The organism is Streptomyces sp. MRC013 (assembly GCF_023614235.1).
GTDB lineage: Bacteria > Actinomycetota > Actinomycetes > Streptomycetales > Streptomycetaceae > Streptomyces.
Map to the genome: position 1 here is coordinate 1,166,751 of NZ_CP094264.1, position 18,234 is coordinate 1,184,984.

At 73.2% G+C, this 18,234-nt stretch carries 16 protein-coding genes, 5 tRNA genes and 3 pseudogenes; 5 read left to right on the plus strand and 19 right to left on the minus strand.

From position 1 onward, the window contains the following. Positions 1 to 101 precede the first annotated feature (101 nt). A complete protein-coding gene (locus tag LUW75_RS05130) occupies positions 102 to 1,733 on the minus strand; it encodes a DAK2 domain-containing protein (protein WP_250334563.1) in 1,632 nt (543 codons plus the stop codon). Positions 1,734 to 2,013: 280 nt separating this feature from the next. On the opposite strand from LUW75_RS05130, the gene rpmB reads away from it, so the two are divergent. After that, positions 2,014 to 2,199: a 50S ribosomal protein L28 gene (gene rpmB / locus LUW75_RS05135; RefSeq protein ID WP_003957616.1), complete on the plus strand. Its 186-nt coding sequence runs from the start codon at positions 2,014 to 2,016 to the stop codon at positions 2,197 to 2,199. A 199-nt stretch (positions 2,200 to 2,398) separates the two neighbouring features. On the opposite strand, the pseudogene thiD reads toward rpmB, so the two are convergent. Both thiD and LUW75_RS05145 read right to left on the minus strand, forming a co-directional pair. Then, a pseudogene (thiD, locus tag LUW75_RS05140) lies at positions 2,399 to 3,222 on the minus strand (bifunctional hydroxymethylpyrimidine kinase/phosphomethylpyrimidine kinase). After that, entirely contained in the window at positions 3,219 to 4,193 is a 975-nt protein-coding gene (locus LUW75_RS05145) for a thiamine-phosphate kinase (protein WP_250334564.1), read from the minus strand. Before LUW75_RS05145 ends, thiD begins: the two are co-directional and overlap by 4 nt. Positions 4,194 to 4,456: 263 nt before the next feature. Between LUW75_RS05145 and LUW75_RS05150 the strand changes: the two genes are divergently transcribed. Continuing rightward, positions 4,457 to 4,690 carry an Lrp/AsnC ligand binding domain-containing protein gene (locus LUW75_RS05150; RefSeq protein WP_250334565.1) on the plus strand — a complete coding sequence of 78 codons (234 nt, stop codon included), beginning with the start codon at positions 4,457 to 4,459 and terminating at the stop codon, positions 4,688 to 4,690. A 20-nt stretch (positions 4,691 to 4,710) separates the two neighbouring features. Further along, the gene (locus LUW75_RS05155; protein ID WP_250334566.1) at positions 4,711 to 5,202 is read left to right on the plus strand and encodes a DUF3515 domain-containing protein; all 492 of its coding nucleotides are present in this window, start codon (positions 4,711 to 4,713) and stop codon (positions 5,200 to 5,202) included. Between the two features lie 23 nt (positions 5,203 to 5,225). Here LUW75_RS05155 and LUW75_RS05160 read toward each other — a convergent pair whose 3' ends face one another. The 3 genes and pseudogenes from LUW75_RS05160 to LUW75_RS05170 form a co-directional block, all read right to left on the minus strand. Then, positions 5,226 to 6,374 carry a D-alanine--D-alanine ligase family protein gene (locus LUW75_RS05160; protein ID WP_250334567.1) on the minus strand — a complete coding sequence of 383 codons (1,149 nt, stop codon included), beginning with the start codon at positions 6,372 to 6,374 and terminating at the stop codon, positions 5,226 to 5,228. Positions 6,375 to 6,408: 34 nt separating this feature from the next. Next, complete coding sequence (locus LUW75_RS05165; RefSeq protein WP_250334568.1) at positions 6,409 to 7,419, minus strand: NAD(P)H-dependent glycerol-3-phosphate dehydrogenase; 1,011 nt, start codon at positions 7,417 to 7,419, stop codon at positions 6,409 to 6,411. Further along, positions 7,416 to 8,167, minus strand: a pseudogene (locus LUW75_RS05170) (lysophospholipid acyltransferase family protein). The gene LUW75_RS05165 and the pseudogene LUW75_RS05170 overlap by 4 nt, the downstream one beginning before the upstream one ends. A 136-nt stretch (positions 8,168 to 8,303) precedes the next feature. Between LUW75_RS05170 and cofC the strand changes: the two are divergent. After that, positions 8,304 to 8,966 (plus strand): annotated as a pseudogene (cofC, locus tag LUW75_RS05175) (2-phospho-L-lactate guanylyltransferase); the annotation flags it as partial. Between the two features lie 378 nt (positions 8,967 to 9,344). Here cofC and LUW75_RS05180 read toward each other — a convergent pair. The 4 genes from LUW75_RS05180 to leuC all read right to left on the minus strand — a co-directional run bounded on the left by LUW75_RS05180 (position 9,345) and on the right by leuC (position 12,735). Next, a complete protein-coding gene (locus LUW75_RS05180; protein ID WP_250334569.1) occupies positions 9,345 to 10,004 on the minus strand; it encodes an HU family DNA-binding protein in 660 nt (219 codons plus the stop codon). 143 nt (positions 10,005 to 10,147) lie between these two features. Beyond that, on the minus strand, positions 10,148 to 10,375 hold the full coding sequence (locus LUW75_RS05185; RefSeq protein ID WP_250334570.1) for an SCO5555 family protein: 228 nt from the start codon (positions 10,373 to 10,375) through the stop codon (positions 10,148 to 10,150). Positions 10,376 to 10,713: 338 nt separating this feature from the next. Beyond that, positions 10,714 to 11,307, minus strand: coding sequence for a 3-isopropylmalate dehydratase small subunit (leuD, locus tag LUW75_RS05190; protein ID WP_250334571.1), 594 nt, complete (start codon positions 11,305 to 11,307; stop codon positions 10,714 to 10,716). A 3-nt stretch (positions 11,308 to 11,310) separates the two neighbouring features. Beyond that, on the minus strand, positions 11,311 to 12,735 hold the full coding sequence (gene leuC, locus LUW75_RS05195; protein WP_250334572.1) for a 3-isopropylmalate dehydratase large subunit: 1,425 nt from the start codon (positions 12,733 to 12,735) through the stop codon (positions 11,311 to 11,313). A gap of 185 nt (positions 12,736 to 12,920) precedes the next feature. Between leuC and ndgR the strand changes: the two genes are divergently transcribed. Beyond that, positions 12,921 to 13,637 carry an IclR family transcriptional regulator NdgR gene (gene ndgR, locus LUW75_RS05200; protein WP_250334573.1) on the plus strand — a complete coding sequence of 239 codons (717 nt, stop codon included), beginning with the start codon at positions 12,921 to 12,923 and terminating at the stop codon, positions 13,635 to 13,637. Between the two features lie 153 nt (positions 13,638 to 13,790). Here the strand turns inward: ndgR and LUW75_RS05205 are convergent. From LUW75_RS05205 to LUW75_RS05245, 9 genes are all read right to left on the minus strand, one after another. Then, positions 13,791 to 13,863 (minus strand) — tRNA-Glu (locus tag LUW75_RS05205). A gap of 22 nt (positions 13,864 to 13,885) precedes the next feature. After that, positions 13,886 to 13,957: transfer RNA gene (locus tag LUW75_RS05210), tRNA-Gln, on the minus strand. An 18-nt stretch (positions 13,958 to 13,975) separates the two neighbouring features. Then, positions 13,976 to 14,051 (minus strand) — tRNA-Glu (locus LUW75_RS05215). A 61-nt stretch (positions 14,052 to 14,112) separates the two neighbouring features. Further along, positions 14,113 to 14,185 (minus strand) — tRNA-Glu (locus LUW75_RS05220). A 21-nt stretch (positions 14,186 to 14,206) separates the two neighbouring features. After that, positions 14,207 to 14,278, minus strand: a tRNA-Gln gene (locus LUW75_RS05225). An 88-nt stretch (positions 14,279 to 14,366) separates the two neighbouring features. Further along, entirely contained in the window at positions 14,367 to 15,086 is a 720-nt protein-coding gene (locus tag LUW75_RS05230) for an HAD family hydrolase (protein WP_250334574.1), read from the minus strand. 266 nt (positions 15,087 to 15,352) lie between these two features. After that, on the minus strand, positions 15,353 to 16,828 hold the full coding sequence (gltX, locus tag LUW75_RS05235; protein ID WP_250334575.1) for a glutamate--tRNA ligase: 1,476 nt from the start codon (positions 16,826 to 16,828) through the stop codon (positions 15,353 to 15,355). Then, positions 16,821 to 17,609 carry a fumarylacetoacetate hydrolase family protein gene (locus tag LUW75_RS05240; RefSeq protein ID WP_250334576.1) on the minus strand — a complete coding sequence of 263 codons (789 nt, stop codon included), beginning with the start codon at positions 17,607 to 17,609 and terminating at the stop codon, positions 16,821 to 16,823. Before LUW75_RS05240 ends, gltX begins: the two co-directional genes overlap by 8 nt. A 123-nt stretch (positions 17,610 to 17,732) precedes the next feature. After that, on the minus strand, positions 17,733 to 17,912 hold the full coding sequence (locus LUW75_RS05245) for a hypothetical protein (protein ID WP_250334577.1): 180 nt from the start codon (positions 17,910 to 17,912) through the stop codon (positions 17,733 to 17,735). Positions 17,913 to 18,234: the final 322 nt, after the last annotated feature.

The window sequence follows — 18,234 nt, forward strand, 5'->3', positions numbered from 1 at the left end:
AGCCTCCTCCTCCGTACCCCGTCCCGGTCAGGGGTCCATTCCACACCACGCCGCCGACAGCGGGCGGCGGCCCGGCCCGGCCACCGGGACCGGGGGCCGGGTCACTCGACGCCGATGAGGAGCGGGGCCTGCTGGCGGCCGCCGCGGTAGACGCAGGTGTCGACGGCGAGGTACCGGTCGCGCACGTGGCGCTCCAGGTGGTCGGCGAGGGCCGGCGGGGCGTCGTCGGCGAGGACCAGGGTGACCAGTTCGCCGCCGCCCGACAGCATCCGGTCGAGGAGGGTCCGGGCCGTCTCGGCGAGGTCGTGGCCGATCACGGCCACGTCGCCGTCGATGAGGCCAAGGACGTCCCCGGCCTGGCAGACCCCGGCCGAGGTGAACGACCGGTGCTCGGCGACGGCCAGTTCGCCGTGGCGGGTGGCGCCCGCGGCGGCCGTCATGGCGACCACGTCCTCGTCGAAGCGGCGGCCCGGCTCGTGGACGGCGAGCGCGGCGATGCCCTGGACGGCCGCCCTGGTGGGGACGAGGGCGACGCGCACCCCCTCGGCCCGGGCCTGCTCGGCGGCGGCCGCGGCGGTGTGGCGCAGCTCGGTGGAGTTGGGCAGGAGGACCACTTCACGCGCGTGGGCGCGGCGGATCGCGTCGAGCAGTTCGCCGCTGGCGGGCGGGCGGCCCGGCAGCGCCAGGACGGTCGTGGCGCCCGCCTCGGCGCACAGCCCGGCCAGCCCCTCGCCCGGGACGACGGCGACGACCGCGCGCTGGGCCGGTTCGGCCGGCCCGGCCGGGGGCCTCGCGGCTCCGGCGGCGAAGTGGGTGACGCGGATCCGGTACGGGCGGCCGGCCTCGACGCCCGCCTCCACGGCCGCGCCCGCGTCGTCGACGTGCACGTGGACGTTCCACAGGCCGTCGCCGCCGACGACGACCAGGGAGTCCCCGAGCCCGTCGAGGCGGGTGCGCAGCCGGGCGACGGCGTCGTCGTCGGCCTCCAGCAGGTAGATCACCTCGTACGCGGGCCCGCCCGCCGCGCAGGGCCCCGCCGCCGCGGCGGCCGGCGGGGAGGACACGGCCCGCCGGGGGCGCGGCGCCCTCGCCGGCGCCTCCCCCGACAGCGCCTCGACGAGCGCGCCGAGCACGGTGACGAGGCCGCGCCCGCCCGCGTCGACGACGCCCGCCCGGGCCAGGACGTCCAGTTGGCCGGGGGTGTCCTCCAGTGCGGCGAGGGCGCCCTCGTACGCGGCCCCGGCCACCGCCGGGAGGGTGGAGCCGGCCTCGGCGGCGGCCCGTGCCGCGGCCGCGGCGACGCTGAGGATGGTCCCCTCGACGGGGTGGGCGACGGCCCGCCGGGCCGCGGCGGAGGCGGTGCGCAGCGCCTCCGCCAGGTGGTTTCCGTCACATCCGCGGGCCAGCACCTCGGCCATGCCGCGCAGGAGCTGCGCCAGGATGGTGCCGGAGTTGCCCCGGGCGCCGATCAGCGCGCCGTGCGCCAGGGCCCGCACGGTGTCGGCGGGCGCGGGGGCGGTGCCGTCCGCGTCGTGCGCGGCGAAGACGGCCTCCACAGCCTGGCGCGCGGCCTCCACGGTCAGGTAGAGGTTGGTGCCGGTGTCCCCGTCCGCGACCGGGTAGACGTTGATCGCGTCGATCTCCTCGCGCTCCCTGCCCAGGGCGTCCAGCGCCAGTGCGCACCAGGCGCGGACCGCTGCGGGGTCGAGGTCCCGCCCCAACTTCTCCGGCACCTGGTGATCCTCCTCGTGGGGCTCCCGCGCGCCGCCGGGCGCCGGGTGTGGACTGCACCGCAGGGTAGACCCAGGGAGGCCGCGGGGACCGGGGCGGGGGCCCGGCGGCCCGTGGTAGTTTCGTTCTATCGAAGCGGCCGTTGTATGCTGCTCCGGTTGCCCGATGAGAATCGGGCCGTTTCCCCGGCAACGCCACTTCAGTCACCGACCTGATGTCATCGACCTGATTCCGGCTCGCCGGATTTCACTGTAAGTGCATCTGAAGTCTTTGGAGTGACCCGTGGCTGCCAACTGCGACGTCTGCGGCAAGGGGCCGGGCTTCGGCAACAACATCTCCCACTCGCACCGCCGCACGTCCCGTCGCTGGAACCCCAACATCCAGCGCGTGCGTGCCGTGGTCGGTCGGACGCCGAAGCGGCTCAACGTCTGCACCTCGTGCATCAAGGCCGGCAAGGTCTCGCGCTAAAGGCGACGTCCCGTCGCGGCGCAGCCTCTGCGGTTGCCTTGGAAGCCGGTCCGCCCTCGGGCGGGCCGGCTTCTCGCCGTTCCCGGCGCCCCCGCACCCGGTGAGACCGCGCCCGGCGCGTGCGGCGCGGGCGCCGCACGGGCCGGGAGGGAGCGCGCGGCGCCCAGGGGCGGAGGACCCGCGCGACCGGGCCGGTTCCTCACCGGGCGCCGGGAGCCGGACCGCTTTCCCGGCGGAGGCGCCAGGCGTGGTCGACCGGGCCGATCCCCCCGCCCAGCGCGAACCCCGCGGCGATGGCCCCGGTGACGTACTCCTTGGCGCGCCCCACCGCGTCCGGCACGGACAGGCCCCCTGCCAGTCCCGAGGCGATCGCGGAGGCGAGCGTGCAGCCCGTGCCGTGGGTGTGCCGGTTGTCGAGACGGGGGGCGCGGAACCAGTGCTCCTCGCGGCCGTCCGTCAGCAGGTCGACCGCCTCGCCGGCCAGGTGCCCGCCCTTCACCAGCGCCCAGCGCGGCCCGAACGCCAGCACGGCGCCGGCGGCCCGCCGCAGGTCCTCCTCGCCCTCCACCCGTACACCGGCGAGCTGCTCCACCTCGTCGAGGTTCGGGGTCGCGACGGTCGCCAGGGGAGCAGCCGCCCGCGCACCGAGTCGAGCGCGGAGGCGGCGAGGAGCGGGTCGCCGTGCTTGGAGACGCCCACGGGGTCGACCACGACGGGGGCGTCCGTCGCCGCGAGCAGTTCCGCGACGGTCTCGACGAGCGGGGCGGACGCGAGCATCCCCGTCTTCACGGCCTGCACGCCGATGTCTCCGACGACGCTGCGGTACTGGGCCCGTACGGCCTCCTCCGGCAGTTCCCAGGCGCCCTGCACGCCCAGCGAGTTCTGCGCGGTGACGGCGGTGAGGACGCTCATGCCGTGGACGCCGAGGGCGAGCATGGTCTTCAGATCCGCCTGGATTCCGGCGCCGCCGCCGGAGTCGGACCCGGCGACGGTGAGCACGCGGGGCGGGGCCTGGCGGGTCACTCGCCCTCCCCGTGGGGGCCGCCGAAGTGGTCCCAGCCGCCGGCGGTGTGCCAGGGCGCGCCGTCGACGGTGACCCGGGGCAGGGCGGACGGGTGGAGGACCTCGCCGATGACCTTCCAGCGGGCAGGCAGCTTCACGTCGGGCGGGAAGGTGGCGACGATCGCGTGGTCCTCTCCCCCGGTGAGCACCCACTGCAGCGGGTCGACGCCGACGGCCTGCCCGATGTCGCTCATCTGCGTGGGGATGTCGATGGCGCCGGAGCGCAGGTCGATGCGGACCTTGCCGGCCGCCGCGATGTGCCCGAGGTCCGCGATGAGGCCGTCGCTGACGTCGCACATGGCGGTGGCGCCGAGGCTCGCCGCGGCGGGACCGGCATGGTACGGGGGCTCCGGCCGGCGGTGGGCCTCGACGAACGCGCGCGGGGAGCGCAGGCCGCGGGAGAGGACCGCGTACCCGGCGGCGGACCAGCCGAGCCAGCCGGTGTAGGCGACGACGTCGCCGGGCCGGGCGCCGCCGCGGGTGACGGGTTCGTGGTTGCGCAGGTCGCCGAGGGCGGTGATGGCCACGGTGATCGTGTCGCCGCGCACGACGTCGCCGCCGACGACGGCGGCTCCGGCGACCTGGCACTCGTCGCGCAGCCCGTCCATGAGCTCGGTGGGCCAGGTGGCGGGGAGTTCGGCGGGCACGACCAGGCCGAGGAGGAGCGCGGTGGGGACGGCGCCCATGGCGGCGATGTCCGCGAGGTTCTGCGCGGCGGCCTTGCGCCCCACGTCGTACGCGGTGGACCAGTCGCGGCGGAAGTGGCGGCCCTCCAGCAGGACGTCCGTGCTGGCGACGACGCGCCGGTCGGGTGCGGCCACGACGGCGGCGTCGTCCCCCGGCCCGATCCGTACCGCCGGGGTGGTGGTGAGCCGGGAGGTGAGCTCCCTGATGAGCCCGAACTCCCCGAGCTCGCCGACAGTGCCCTTCACCGAGGTCCACCTCTCCATGTCGTCGTGGGCTCACCGTGCGACCGGCTGGTCCTCGTGCGGTTGCGGTCGCGAGCCGTCACTGCTGTAGGTACGGTCATCGAGACGGGCGAAGCCGTCAACTTCTGTCTTGCGTGCACCGTGTTCCGGGCACCCGCCGACCCGCGGTCTCCCCGCCGCGCGCGGCGACGCGATACCGTGGCGTCCCTTTCTCCCCCCGGGTCCTTCCGGCCCGGAATGGTCCCCGTGGTCGCCCTGGAGGTTCCGTGGTACAGGCGTACATCCTCATTCAGACCGAGGTGGGCAAGGCGTCGCTGGTCGCCGAGACCATCGCGCAGATCTCCGGCGTGATCCGGGCCGAGGACGTGACGGGCCCGTACGACGTGATCGTGCGCGCACAGGCGGACACGGTCGACGAGCTGGGCCGCATGGTCGTCGCCAGGATCCAGCAGGTGGAAGGCATCACCCGCACCCTGACCTGCCCGGTGGTCCACCTGTAGCCCCCGTCTACGCTGAGCCGGTGAAGTCCTCCCACCGGTTCTCCCGCCTGCCCGCCGCGGTCGGCGCCGTCGCCGCGGCGGTGCTGCTGGCGACGGCGCCGGGCTGCGCCATGACGGACGCGAAGGCGCCCGTTCCGGTTCCGAGCCCGGCCGCCGAGGACGTCTCGTACTGCCGGGCGCTGCACCGGGAACTTCCGGACGCGGTCGCGGGCCTGCGCCGGAGCGCGACGGAGCCGCGTTCCGAACTGACCGCCGCGTGGGGGGACGGGGCGATCGTACTGCGCTGCGGGGTGCCCCGGCCCGCCGCGATGAGCGACCCGCAGGCGCAGGCGGTCGAGGTGAACGGCGTCGGCTGGCTGGTGGAGCGGCGGGAGGGGACCGGACCGCGCTTCACCACCACGTACCGCGAGGCGTACGTGGAGCTGTCGCTCGACCGGAGGTTCGCGTACGACGGCGGCCCGCTGGTGGCGTTCGCCGGACCCGTGGGCAGGACCGTCCCGCCGACCGTCTGAGGCGGCCCCGCCGTGCGCGGGTGCTAGCGCAGTCCGGTCGGACGGCGCAGCGCGGCCTGGACGAGGCGGTCGATCAGCTCGGGGTAGCCGACGCCGCTCGCCTCCCACATGCGCGGGTACATCGAGATCGGGGTGAAGCCCGGCATGGTGTTGATCTCGTTGATGACGAACTCGCCGCCGTCGGTGAGGAAGAAGTCGGCGCGCACCAGGCCCTCGCAGGAGGCGGCCTCGAACGCGGCGATCGCGAGCCGCTGCACCTCGGCGGTCTGCTCCGGGGTGATCGGGGCGGGCACCACGCCGGACGCCGAGTCGATGTACTTCGCCTCGAAGTCGTAGAAGTCGTGGTCCCCGACGGGCGGGATCCAGGCCGGGGCGCTGGCGCGCGGGCCGTCCTCGAACTCCAGGACGCCGCACTCGATCTCGCGGCCGGTGAGCAGCGACTCGACCAGGACCTTGGGGTCGTGGCGGCGGGCCTCGGCGATGGCCGCGTCGAGACCGGACTCGTCGTCGACCTTGGTGATGCCGATGGAGGAGCCGGCGCGGGCGGGCTTCACGAACAGCGGCCAGCCGTGCTCGGCGGCGAAGTCGGTGACCTTCCGCCGGGCGGCGGCCGGGTCGCGGTCCCACTCGCGGGGGCGGACGACCTCGTACGGGCCGACGGGCAGGCCGAAGGAGGCGAAGACGCGCTTCATGTACTCCTTGTCCTGGCCGACGGCGGAGGCGAGGACGCCCGCGCCGACGTAGGGCACCCCGGCCAGCTCCAGCAGTCCCTGAAGGGTGCCGTCCTCCCCGTACGGGCCGTGGAGCACGGGGAAGACGACGTCGACCTCGCCCAGGGCCTTCGGGACGGAGCTGGGCTCCGTGTAGACGATCTCCCGGTTGGTGGGGTCGGCGGACAGCACGACGCTGCCCTCGCCGTGCTCGGCGAGGTCGTCGACGCTGGGCAGCGCGCGGTCGGCGATGGCCATCCGCTCCGGGGCGTCGGCGGTCAGCGCCCAGCGGCCGTCGGTGGTGATGCCGATGGGCAGCACGTCGTACTTCGTCCGGTCGATGGCGCGCAGGACGGCGCCGGCCGTGACGACGGAGATGGCGTGCTCGGAGCTGCGTCCGCCGAAGACGACGGCCACGCGCGGCTTACGCCCGGGGCTGGTGGGGAGGTTCTCGCTGCTCATATCGCGATGAGCGTACCCGCTCGCCCCGGCTCCGTCAGCGCCGCTCGGGCTTGGCGCTCCGGGACATCAGCTCCTTGAGGGCCACCATCGGCGGCTTTCCCCCGTGGACGATGCCGACGACGGTCTCGGTGATCGGCATGTCGACGCCGTGCCGGCCGGCCAGGTCGAGGACGGACCGGCAGGACTTGACGCCCTCGGCGGTCTGGCGGGTGACGGCGATGGTCTCCTCCAGCGTCATGCCCTTGCCGAGGTTGAAGCCGAACGTGTGGTTGCGGGACAGCGGCGAGGAGCAGGTGGCGACCAGGTCGCCGAGGCCGGCGAGGCCGGAGAAGGTGAGCGGGTCGGCGCCCATGGCGAGCCCGAGCCGGGTGGTCTCGGCCAGGCCTCGGGTGATGAGGGAGCCCTTGGCGTTGTCGCCGAGGCCCATCCCGTCGGCGATGCCGACGGCGAGGCCGATGACGTTCTTGACGGCGCCGCCCAGTTCGCAGCCGACCACGTCGGTGTTGGTGTAGGGGCGGAAGTAGGGGGTGTGGCAGGCGGCCTGGAGCCGCCGGGCGACGGCCTCGTCCCGGCAGGCGACGACGGACGCGGCCGGCATGCGCGCCATGATCTCCTTGGCGAGGTTGGGTCCGGTGACGACCGCGACGCGGTCGGCCGGGGCCCCGGCGACCTCCTGGATCACCTCGCTCATCCGTTCGCAGGTGCCGAGTTCGATGCCCTTCATCAGGGAGACGAGGACGGTGCCGGGGGCGAGGTCCGGCACCCAGGCGGCGAGGTTGCCGCGGAGGGTCTGGGAGGGGACGGCGAGCACCGTGAAGTCGGCGCCGGCGGCGGCCTCGGCGGGATCGCCGGTGGCGCGGAGGTTCGCCGGCAGTTCGACGCCGGGGAAGTAGTTGGGGTTGGTGCGCGTGGTGTTGATGGCGCGGGCGACCTCGGGGCGGCGGCCCCAGAGGGTGACGTCGCAGCCGGCGTCGGCGAGGACCATGCCGAAGGCCGTGCCCCACGAGCCGGTTCCGAAGACCGCCGCCTTGACGGGGGGTGTCACTCGGCTTCCCTCCCCACGGTCCTGCGGCGCTGCCCCGGCCGGGCCCCGCGGTGGTCGTACGGCTCGTCGGGGGCCTTCTCGCCCCGGACCTCCTCCAGCAGCGCGGTGATGGCCCGCATGATCTCCTCGGTGGCCTCGTGCAGCACCTCGCTGGTGGGTTCCACGCCGTGGAACCGGGAGAGGTCGACGGGCGGGCCGGCGACGACGGTCAGCGTCTTGCGCGGGAAGAGGCGGAGCCTGCCCTTCTCGGCGTAGGGCGGCATCACCAGGTTGGCGCCCCACTGGGCGACGGGGATGACCGGCGCCCTGGTGAGGAGGGCGACCCGGGCGGCGCCGGTCTTGCCGGTCATGGGCCACATGTCGGGGTCGCGGGTGAGGGTGCCCTCGGGGTAGAAGGCGACGCACTCGCCCCTCTCGATGGCGTCGACGGCGGCGCGGAAGGCGTCCAGGGCGTTGGTCGTCTCGCGGTAGACGGGGATCTGCCCGGTGCCGCGGAGTATCGCGCCGACGAAGGCCCCCGGAAAAGGCCGGCCTTCGCCAGGAACCGCGGCACGCGTCCGGTGTTGTACTGGAAGTGCCCGTACGACAGCGGGTCGAGATACGAGTTGTGGTTCACGACCGTGATGAACCCGCCGTCGGCGGGAATGTGCTCCATTCCGCGCCAGTCCCGCTTGAACAGAACCACCAGCGGCGGTTTCGCGATGACCGCTGCCAGGCGGTACCAGAAGCCGATTCTACGGCGGGACACGCGGACACCTTTCTGTGGTACTCGTCTTGCCGGGGGTCAAGTGTCGCCCCACGCCCCTGACCTGTCGAGGACACCGTACGCCCCGCCCCCAGGGCCGGTTCCCCGGGCCGCGGCCGGCCGCGCCACAATGGCGCGGATGGAGAAGGACGCGGAGCGGGCCGTCGGCGCCGGCGGACGGGGGCGGACGGGGCCGTCCTGGTCGCTGGTGGTCCCGCTGAAACCCCTTGCCGTGGCGAAGTCCAGGCTCGCCGGGGCGGTCGGGGCGCCGGAGCGGCGGCGGCTGGCGCTGGCGTTCGCGCAGGACACGGTGGCGGCGGCGCTGGCCTGCGCCGCGGTACGGGATGTGGTGGTCGTCACGGACGACCCGGTGGCCGCGACGCGGCTGGTCGCGCTGGGCGCCGGGGTCGTACCGGACCGGCCGGCCGCGGGGCTCAACGCGGCGCTGGCGCACGGGGCGGAGGCGGTGCGGGCGCGGCGTCCGCGGGCCGCGGTGGCGGCGGTGAACGCGGATCTCCCCGCGCTGCGCCCGGCGGAGCTGGAACGGGTCCTGGCGGCCGCGGGCCGCTTTCCTCGGGCCTTTCTGGCGGATGCCGCCGATATCGGCACGACTTTCCTGTCCGCAGCGCCGGGAATTGAATTGCGTCCGGCTTTCGGGGGTGCCTCGCGGCTGCGTCATTTGTCGTCGGGCGCGGTGGAAATCCGGCTCGGTGGCGTGGCGTCCGTGCGGCGGGACGTGGACACGGAGGCGGACCTGCGGGCGGCCCTGCGCCTGGGCGTGGGGCGGCACACGGCCCGGTGGTGCCGGGCGGGAACCCCGCCGGCGGGGTGGCGGGATAGGCTGCGGCGCATGCAGGCGACCGCGTACACGTACGACCCCGAGACCCGCAGCGGCAGCGTGCTGCTCGACGACGGCACGCCGGTGGAGTTCGGCGCGGAGGCGTTCGACGCGGGGGGCCTGCGGCTGCTGCGGCCCGGGCAGCGGGTGCGGATCGAGACGGAGGGCGGGGACGGGGTCCCGCGGATCACGCTGGTGACGCTGCAGACGTTCTGAGCGGCTCCCCCGCCGGCACCCGGACGACACCGCGGGCCGGGCCTCCCCGGAGGGAGGCCCGGCCCCGCGTGCGTGCGGCCCGGCGGGTCGCCGCCGTCGCCGTCGGGTGTCTCCTCGCCGCGCCGCCTACTTGTTCCTCGCCGACGTGGTCTTCTTGGCCGTGGCGGTCTTGCGCGCCGTGGTCTTCCTGGCGGGAGCCTTCCTGGCGGTGGCCTTCTTGGCGGGCGCGGTCTTCTTCGCCGTGGTCTTCTTCGCGGCCGCGGGCGCGGTCTTCGCGGGGGTCGCCTTCTTGGCGGGCGCGGTCTTCTTCGCCGCGGTCGTGGCGGTCTTCCTGGCCGCCGCGGTGGTCTTCGACGCCGTCGCCGTCTTCCTGGCCGGGGTCGCCTTCTTCGCCGCGGCCTTCTTCACGGCGGCCTTCTTGGTGGCGGCCTTGGCGATGGTGGGCGGCGCGCCCGAAAGGCTGCCCTTGGGGGCCTTCTTGACGGCGACCTCGCCGCCCTTGGGCAGCTTCTTGGTGCCGCTGACCAGGTCCTTGAAGCCCTGACCGGCGCGGAAGCGGGGAACGGAGGTCTTCTTGACCCGCACGCGCTCGCCGGTCTGCGGGTTGCGGGCGTAGCGAGCCGGCCGCTCGACCTTCTCGAACGAGCCGAAACCGGTGACCGAGACCCGGTCGCCGGCGACCACCGCACGGACGATCGCGTCGAGTACCGCGTCGACGGCGTCGGCCGCCTGCTGCCGGCCCCCCATCTTGTCGGCAATCGCTTCTACGAGCTGCGCCTTGTTCACGTCTTCCCCTTCGGAGACATTGCCGGAACGAAAGTGTTCAAGCGATTTCGCACGTTAGGCAGATATATACCGCAAATCAAACACGAAACGGGCTAATCACCCTTGTGCCGCAACGCAGTAGCCGTTCGCGGACTTCCGGGCGGTCAGTCCCCTTCAGGGAGTCGGCCCTCGTCGAGGTCCCTCATCAACCGGTCGAGACGCCGCGCCGCGTCCGCGAGATCGTGCTTCGCCGCGGCCGTGACGACCAGCAGCTTCCGGGACAGCGCCACCCTTACGCCCTCCGGGACTTGCAGTGCGCGCACCCGGGAGTGCGCTTCTTTCAGCCGGGCCGCGACCGCCTCGTAGAGCTCGAGTTGGCTGTCGCGTTCCATGCGCCGATTGTGCCATCTGGGGCGAGTTGTCGCCCGCGTAGGGGGTAACTGACATGTTCCAACAGCGTTTCGACATGGGGTGGGTCGCCTTCCGTGCGGCACCTCCCGTTTGCCCAAAGCCCCAGGTCATAAACCGAGTTGGCTCCGCTCCGACCACTCCCGGGGCGGCTCCGGAGGTGTCCGGGCACGTGGTGCGCGGCGTCAGCCGGATGGCGGCGGGACACTCCTCACGGGGGTCCCGAGGGTCGTTTTCACGCCAGTTGGATACGGCGGTGCCCCCGGCCGCCGGGGGCGGTCGGGGGCACCGGGTGCCGTGCGGGAGCGGGTCCTCCGAGAGGTCAGGCCGGGAGGGTGCGCGGCTTGTACGAGGGGCGCCCGGCCTCGTACGCCGCGATGTCCGCCTCGTTCCGCAGGGTGATGTCGATGTCGTCGAGGCCGTTGAGCAGCCGCCAGCGGGCGTTCTCGTCGAGTTCGAAGCCGGCGGTGACGCCTTCGGCGCGGACCTCGCGGGCGACGAGGTCGACGGTGACCCCGGCCCGCGGGTCGGCCTCGGTGAGCTCCCACAGGGCGTCGATCTCGCTCTGGTCGAGAACCACCGTGAGCAGGCCGTTCTTCAGCGAGTTGCCGCGGAAGATGTCGGCGAAGCGGGAGGAGAGGACGGCCTTGAAGCCGTGGTTCTGCAGGGCCCACACGGCGTGCTCGCGGGAGGAGCCGGTGCCGAAGTCGGGGCCGGCGACGAGGACGGTGGCGCCCTGCCGCTCGGGGTGGTTGAGGACGAAGCCGGGGTCCTTGCGCCAGGCCTCGAAGAGACCGTCCTCGAAGCCGTCGCGGGTGACCTTCTTGAGCCAGTGCGCGGGGATGATCTGGTCCGTGTCGACGTTGCTGCGACGCAGCGGCACGGCGCGGCCGGTGTGCGTGGTGAAGGCTTCCATGGTTCAGACCCCCGCGAGAGTGGTGGCGTCGGACAGGTCGGCCGGGGAGGCCAGGCGGCCGAGGACCGCGGTGGCGGCGGCGACCTGCGGCGAGACGAGGTGGGTGCGGCCGCCCTTGCCCTGCCGCCCCTCGAAGTTGCGGTTGGAGGTGGAGGCGCAGCGCTCGCCGGGGGCCAGTTGGTCGGGGTTCATGCCGAGGCACATGGAGCAGCCCGCGTGCCGCCATTCGGCACCGGCCTCCTTGAAGACCTCGTCCAGGCCCTCGTCGACGGCCTGGAGGCCGACGCGGACGGAGCCGGGGACGACAAGCATGCGTACGCCCTCGGCGATCCGGCGGCCTTCGAGGACCGCGGCGGCGGCGCGCAGGTCCTCGATGCGGCCGTTGGTGCAGGAGCCGACGAAGACCGTGTCGACCCTGATCCCGCGCAGGGGCTGCCCGGGGGCGAGGTCCATGTACTCCAGGGCCTTCTCGGCGGCGAGCCGCTCCGAGGCGTCCTCGTACGAGGCGGGGTCGGGGACGGACGCCGAAAGGGGCGCTCCCTGGCCGGGGTTGGTTCCCCAGGTGACGAACGGGGACAGCTCCGAGGCGTCGATGACGACCTCGGCGTCGAAGACGGCGTCGTCGTCGGTGCGCAGGGTCCTCCAGTACGCGACGGCGGCGTCCCAGTCGGCGCCCTCGGGGGCGTGGGGGCGGCCCTTGAGGTACGCGAAGGTGGTCTCGTCGGGGGCGATCATGCCCGCGCGGGCGCCGGCCTCGACGGACATGTTGCAGACGGTCATGCGGGCCTCCATCGAGAGCTTCTCGACGGCGGGACCGCGGTACTCCAGGACGTGGCCCTGGCCCCCGCCGGTACCGATCCTGGCGATGACCGCCAGGACGAGGTCCTTGGCGGTGACGCCCCCGGGCAGTTCGCCCTCGACGGTGACGGCCATGGTCCTGGGCCGGGCCATGGGCAGCGTCTGGGTGGCCAGCACGTGCTCGACCTGGGAGGTGCCGATGCCGAACGCGAGCGCGCCGAAGGCGCCGTGCGTGGAGGTGTGGGAGTCGCCGCAGACCACGGTCGTGCCGGGCTGGGTGAGGCCCAGCTGGGGGCCGACGACGTGGACGACGCCCTGCTCCACGTCGCCGAGCGGGTGGAGGCGCACGCCGAACTCCGCGCAGTTCCGGCGCAGGGTCTCCAGCTGGATCCGGGAGACGGGGTCGGCGATGGGCTTGTCGATGTCGAGGGTGGGGGTGTTGTGGTCCTCGGTGGCGATGGTCAGGTCGAGTCGCCGCACCCGGCGGCCGCTCCTGCGGAGGCCGTCGAAGGCCTGCGGGCTGGTCACCTCGTGCAGCAGGTGCAGATCGATGAAGAGGAGGTCGGGCTCGCCCTCGGCGCGCCGGACGACGTGGTCGTCCCAGACCTTCTCCGCGAGTGTCCTACCCATCGCTTTCCCTCCGGCCGGCGGGTGGGCCGGCGGTCTAGAGACACGTGCGCCGGCGTCCGGGTCCCCGTGGTCCCACGTTCCGGACGGCGGCAGCGGACCGTGGATGCCGGGCCGCTCCACCAGACTGGCAAGATCCCGGGAAAATTGAACTTGCGTTTCACAGAGTGAGACGTGAATATCGTTGCATGGACAACTCTAGCGGCGTCGGCGTTCTCGACAAGGCGGCTCTGGTTCTGAGCGCTCTGGAGTCCGGTCCGGCCACCCTCGCCGGGCTGGTCGCGGCGACCGGGCTCGCGAGGCCCACGGCCCACCGGCTGGCCGTGGCACTGGAACACCACCGGATGGTGGCGAGGGACATGCAGGGCCGGTTCATCCTGGGCCCGCGGCTGGCCGAGCTGGCCGCCGCGGCCGGCGAGGACCGCCTGCTGGCCACGGCGGGCCCGGTGCTCACGCATCTGCGCGATGTGACGGGCGAGAGCGCCCAGCTCTACCGCCGCCAGGGCGACATGCGGATCTGCGTGGCGGCGGCGGAGCGGCTGTCGGGTCTGCGCGACACGGTTCCGGTGGGGTCCACGCTCACGATGAAGGCCGGCTCGTCGGCGCAGATCCTCATGGCCTGGGAGGAGCCGGAGCGGCTGCACCGGGGCCTGCAGGGCGCCCGTTTCACGGCGACGGCCCTGTCGGGCGTACGGCGCCGCGGCTGGGCCCAGTCGATCGGCGAGCGGGAGCCGGGGGTCGCGTCCGTCTCGGCGCCCGTGCGCGGCCCGTCGAACCGGGTGGTGGCCGCCGTGTCCGTGTCGGGCCCGATCGAGCGCCTGACGCGCCACCCGGGCCGGATGCACGCCCAGGCCGTCATGGACGCGGCCTCCCGCCTGACGGAGGCGCTGCGCCGCGCGGGCTGAGCGCCCGCCCGCACCCGCGGGCCTTCCGCGTACGGCCCCGGCCCACCGCTCCGACGCCGCGGCGGTGGGCCGGGGCCGTACGCGGTGCCACTCGTGCGCGCCGCAGGACGCGAGGAAGCCCTCCCCCTGTGGGGGAGGGCTTCCTCGAACGAGTACCCCCGACCGGATTCGAACCGGCGCTACCGCCTTGAGAGGGCGGCGTGCTAGGCCGCTACACAACGGGGGCGTGGATCACTCGCGTGAACCCGCTGGCCTACCTGGACTCGAACCAAGACTAACTGAACCAGAATCAGTCGTGCTGCCAATTACACCATAGGCCACTGGTGGTTTAGACCAATTGGTACCCCCGACCGGATTCGAACCGGCGCTACCGCCTTGAGAGGGCGGCGTGCTAGGCCGCTACACAACGGGGGCCCTAGCGATCCTGCATCGGGATCATCGGGTGCGACCCTGATGATCCCGCGGGAAGGATCTGTACCCCCGACCGGATTCGAACCGGCGCTACTGCCTTGAGAGGGCAGCGTGCTAGGCCGCTACACAACGGGGGCTTTGCAGATGAGCTCTGCGAGCTGGCCTACCTGGACTCGAACCAAGACTAACTGAACCAGAATCAGTCGTGCTGCCAATTACACCATAGGCCACCGGAACGCGACCCCTGAGGAGGTCTTGTTCGGCTCACGCTCCGGGCTTCCGGCCTCTCGGCCCGTTTCCCTCGGCGCAGGAAGAACATTACCCGAAGGTGTCCGGCGCTCCAAAACGGGTATCGCCGCGGAGCAGGGCGGGAAGCTGGTGGAGGTCGGTGATCCGGGGGAGCTCGGGGCGGCCGCCGAGGCCGGAGCGGTCCAGCCACACCCCCAGGAGGCCCGCCTCGGCGGCGCCCCGGGCGTCGATGTCGGGCTGGTCGCCGACGTACACCACCTCGCCCGGGGCCAGGCCGAGGGCGTCGCAGGCGATGTGGAAGGCGGCGGCGTCGGGCTTGGACACGCCGATGTCGGCGGCGCAGAGCACCACCTCGAACCGGTCGCGCACGCCGAGGAGGCGGAGCTTGCGGTCCTGGTTGAGGAGGGAGGAGTTCGACAGGACGGCGTGCCGGTACCCGGCGGCGAGGACGCTCAGTACGGGGAGGGCGTCCGGGAACAGCGCCCAGGCCGCCTCGTAGTGCGCCAGGTACCGCTCGAACCAGGCGTCGGCCTCGTCGTCGCCCAGGGGTGCGCCCAGGAACGTGCGGACGCGGTCGCGAAGCTGCCCCTCCCACGTGGTCTCCCCCGCGGCGAACCGCGCCCAGTGCAGCACGGTCGCCTCCCGCCACCGCCGCAGGGCGTCCTCGACCCCGTCGAACCGACCGGCCAGCCCCTCGTCCCGGAGGTGCCGGCGCATCCCGGCCCGGTCGGCGGAGGCGTAGTCGAAGATCGTGTCATCGATGTCCCACAGGATCGCGCGGATCTCCATACCGCGCCATTATCCGGAGGCCCGGCACGCGCGGCCACCGGCCGGCGGGGCGGCCCTCCGGGCCCCGGGACCGGGAGCGGATCCTCGGCGGGACGGATCCGACACGGACCCGGTAGGCCCCCGCTTCGGCGGGGTGGCCCGGGGGCGACGGCCCGCCCCGGTACCGGGTCGTCGCCCCGGCCTGCGGACCGGGGGGCGCGGCGGAGGCAGCCGACGCGGCCCCCGCCCGCACCCGGAGGGCGGGGGCCGCGTCGGGGCGGGCGACGCTACGCCGCCAGCTTCGCCAGGGCCGCGTCGACGCGGGCCAGGGTCCTGTCCCGGCCCAGGACCTCCAGGGACTCGAAGAGGGGCAGGCCGACCGTGCGGCCGGTGACGGCGACGCGTACCGGGGCCTGGGCCTTGCCGAGTTTCAGCCCGTGCTCCTCGCCCGCCTTCAGGACGGCGTCCTTCAGCGACTCGGGGCTGGACCAGTCGGCGGCCTCCAGCTTCGCGCGGGCGGTGGTGAGGAGCGCCGCCGGATCGCCCTTCATCGCCTTCTGCCAGGACGCCTCGTCCTCGACCGGCTCCTTCAGGAACAGGAAGTCGACGTTCTGGGTGATCTCGGAGAGGACCGTCAGGCGCGTCTGGGCGTGCGGGGCGATCCGCTCCCACGCCCCGCGGTCGAAGTCCTCGGGCGCCCACGGGGCGTGCGGGGCCCGCAGCCACGGCTCGCAGGCGTCGACGAACGCCTTCGCGTCCAGCATGCGGATGTGGTCGGCGTTGATCGCCTCGGCCTTCTTCAGGTCGAAGCGGGCCGGGTTGGCGTTGACGTCCGCGACGTCGAACCTCTCGATCATCTGCGGGATCGTGAAGACGTCCTGGTCGGCGGAGAAGGACCAGCCGAGGAGCGACAGGTAGTTCAGCAGCCCCTCGGGGAGGAAGCCGCGCTCCCGGTAGAGGTTCAGCGAGGACTGCGGGTCGCGCTTGGAGAGCTTCTTGTTGCCCTCGCCCATGACGTACGGCAGGTGGCCGAACTCCGGGATCGCCTTGGCGACGCCCAGTTCGATCAGCGCCTTGTACAGGGCGATCTGGCGCGGGGTGGAGGAGAGCAGGTCCTCGCCGCGCAGTACGTGCGTGATCTCCATCAACGCGTCGTCGACCGGGTTGACCAGCGTGTACAGCGGGGCGCCGTTGGCGCGGACGATGCCGTAGTCCGGGACGTTGTCCGGGGTGAAGGTCAGCTCGCCGCGGACCAGGTCGCGGAAGGTGATCGGCTCGTCGGGCATGCGGAAGCGGACGATCGCGGCGCGGCCCTCCGCCTCGTACGCGGAGACCCGCTCGGCGGTCAGCTCGCGGCAGTGGCCGTCGTAGCCGGAGGGCCTGCCGGCGGCGCGGGCGGCCTCGCGGCGCTCGTCCAGCTCCTCGGCGGTGCAGTAGCAGCGGTAGGCGTGGCCGCCCTCCAGGAGCCGGGCGACGACGTCCCGGTAGACGTCCATGCGCTGCGACTGGCGGTACGGCGCGTGGGGGCCGCCGACCTCGGGGCCCTCGTCCCAGTCGAGGCCGAGCCAGCGCATGGCGTCGAGGAGCTGCCGGTAGGACTCCTCGGAGTCGCGGGCCGCGTCGGTGTCCTCGATGCGGAAGACCATGGTGCCGCCGTGGTGCCGGGCGAAGGCCCAGTTGAACAGGGCGGTGCGGACCAGGCCCACGTGGGGGTTGCCGGTCGGCGAGGGACAGAAACGTACGCGGACGGTCGCGTTAGCCACGCTTGATCACCTTGTTGGTGAGAGTGCCGATGCCTTCGATGGTGACGGCGACCTCGTCGCCGACGTTGAGGGGGCCGACCCCGGCGGGGGTGCCGGTGAGGATCACGTCGCCGGGGAGCAGCGTCATGGCCTCGGTGATGTGGACGACCAGGTCCTCGACGGAGCGGACCATGTCGCTCGTACGACCGAGCTGGCGCTGTTCGCCGTTGACCGTGCACTGGACGGCCAGGTCGCCCGGGTCGAGGTCGGTCTCCACCCAGGGGCCCAGGGGGCAGGAGGTGTCGAAGCCCTTGGCGCGGGCCCACTGCTTCTCGCGCCTCTGCGCGTCGCGGGCGGTGACGTCGTTGGCGCAGGTGTAGCCGAAGACGACGTCCCTGACGCGCTCGCGGGGGACCTCTCGGCACATGCGGCCGATGACGACGGCGAGCTCGGCCTCGTGGTGCAGCTCGTTCGAGAAGGAGGGGTACTCGATGGCGTCGCCGGAGCCGATCACGGAGGTGGTGGGTTTGAGGAAGGCGACGGGCACCTCGGGGACCTCGTTGCCGAGTTCCGCGGCGTGCTCCGCGTAGTTGCGGCCGATGGCCACGACCTTGTTGGGGAGCACCGGCGGCAGGAGCCGGACCTTGTCCAGCGGGACCTTCGTGCCGCTGAGTTCGAAGTCGGTGTACGGGATGCCCTTGATGATGTCGAGGACGAGGCCGCCCTCCGCGCCGGGGGCGCTTTCACCCTCGACCGCGCCGAAGGCGACATTGCCGTCGATGGAGAACCTGGCGATGCGCACGGATGCGTGTGCCCCTCACTGAGCTGGCTGGAGTCTGACGCTCCAGGCTAGCGCGGGAGGGAGCACCGGTCCGCCGCGCGGCGGTGCGCGCGCACCGACCCGCGGGCCGCGCGCACCGGCCCGTCAGCCGGCGGCGGGGGCCGGGACCGCCGTCAGGACCGTGCGGCGCGGGTTCGCGGTGACGGCGGGCAGCTCGGTCGCCTGCCCGGGCAGGGCGCCGCGGTCCAGCCCGGCCGCGTCCTCCAGGTGGACGAGGGTGGTGCGGCGGGGGTTGGCGGTGCTGCGGATCGTCGTCGTCTTCACGGTGGCGTCGGACCTCGTTCGCTCGGCTCGGCGGGAGGCCGGGACGGCCTCGGCGGGCGACCCGGCCCGTTAGGGCGTCAGGCTAAACGCTAAACATCGAGTCACTCGTCAATACCCCGAACCGGCCACTACGAGCATGTGAATTTCCTCACCACGTCCTACCCAAGGCGGGCATTCCGGACCATCCTTCCGGGCGGCCAAATGAGACATATCCCCATTGAACGCTTCATTCCGATGCCGATCGTCTCGACTGGTACACCCTCCACGCGTAAGAGACTCATACCAGAAAGTACCTTTTCCTCCCGATCCATCATCACCAGTC

Coding starts and splice junctions, on each gene's coding strand:
- LUW75_RS05160 (WP_250334567.1), bottom strand. CDS start 6,374: ATGAGCAGCGAGAACCTCCCCACCAGCCCCGGGCGTAAGCCGCGCGTG.
- LUW75_RS05185 (WP_250334570.1), bottom strand. CDS start 10,375: ATGGAACGCGACAGCCAACTCGAGCTCTACGAGGCGGTCGCGGCCCGG.
- leuD (WP_250334571.1), bottom strand. CDS start 11,307: ATGGAAGCCTTCACCACGCACACCGGCCGCGCCGTGCCGCTGCGTCGC.
- leuC (WP_250334572.1), bottom strand. CDS start 12,735: ATGGGTAGGACACTCGCGGAGAAGGTCTGGGACGACCACGTCGTCCGG.
- ndgR (WP_250334573.1), top strand. CDS start 12,921: ATGGACAACTCTAGCGGCGTCGGCGTTCTCGACAAGGCGGCTCTGGTT.
- LUW75_RS05230 (WP_250334574.1), bottom strand. CDS start 15,086: ATGGAGATCCGCGCGATCCTGTGGGACATCGATGACACGATCTTCGAC.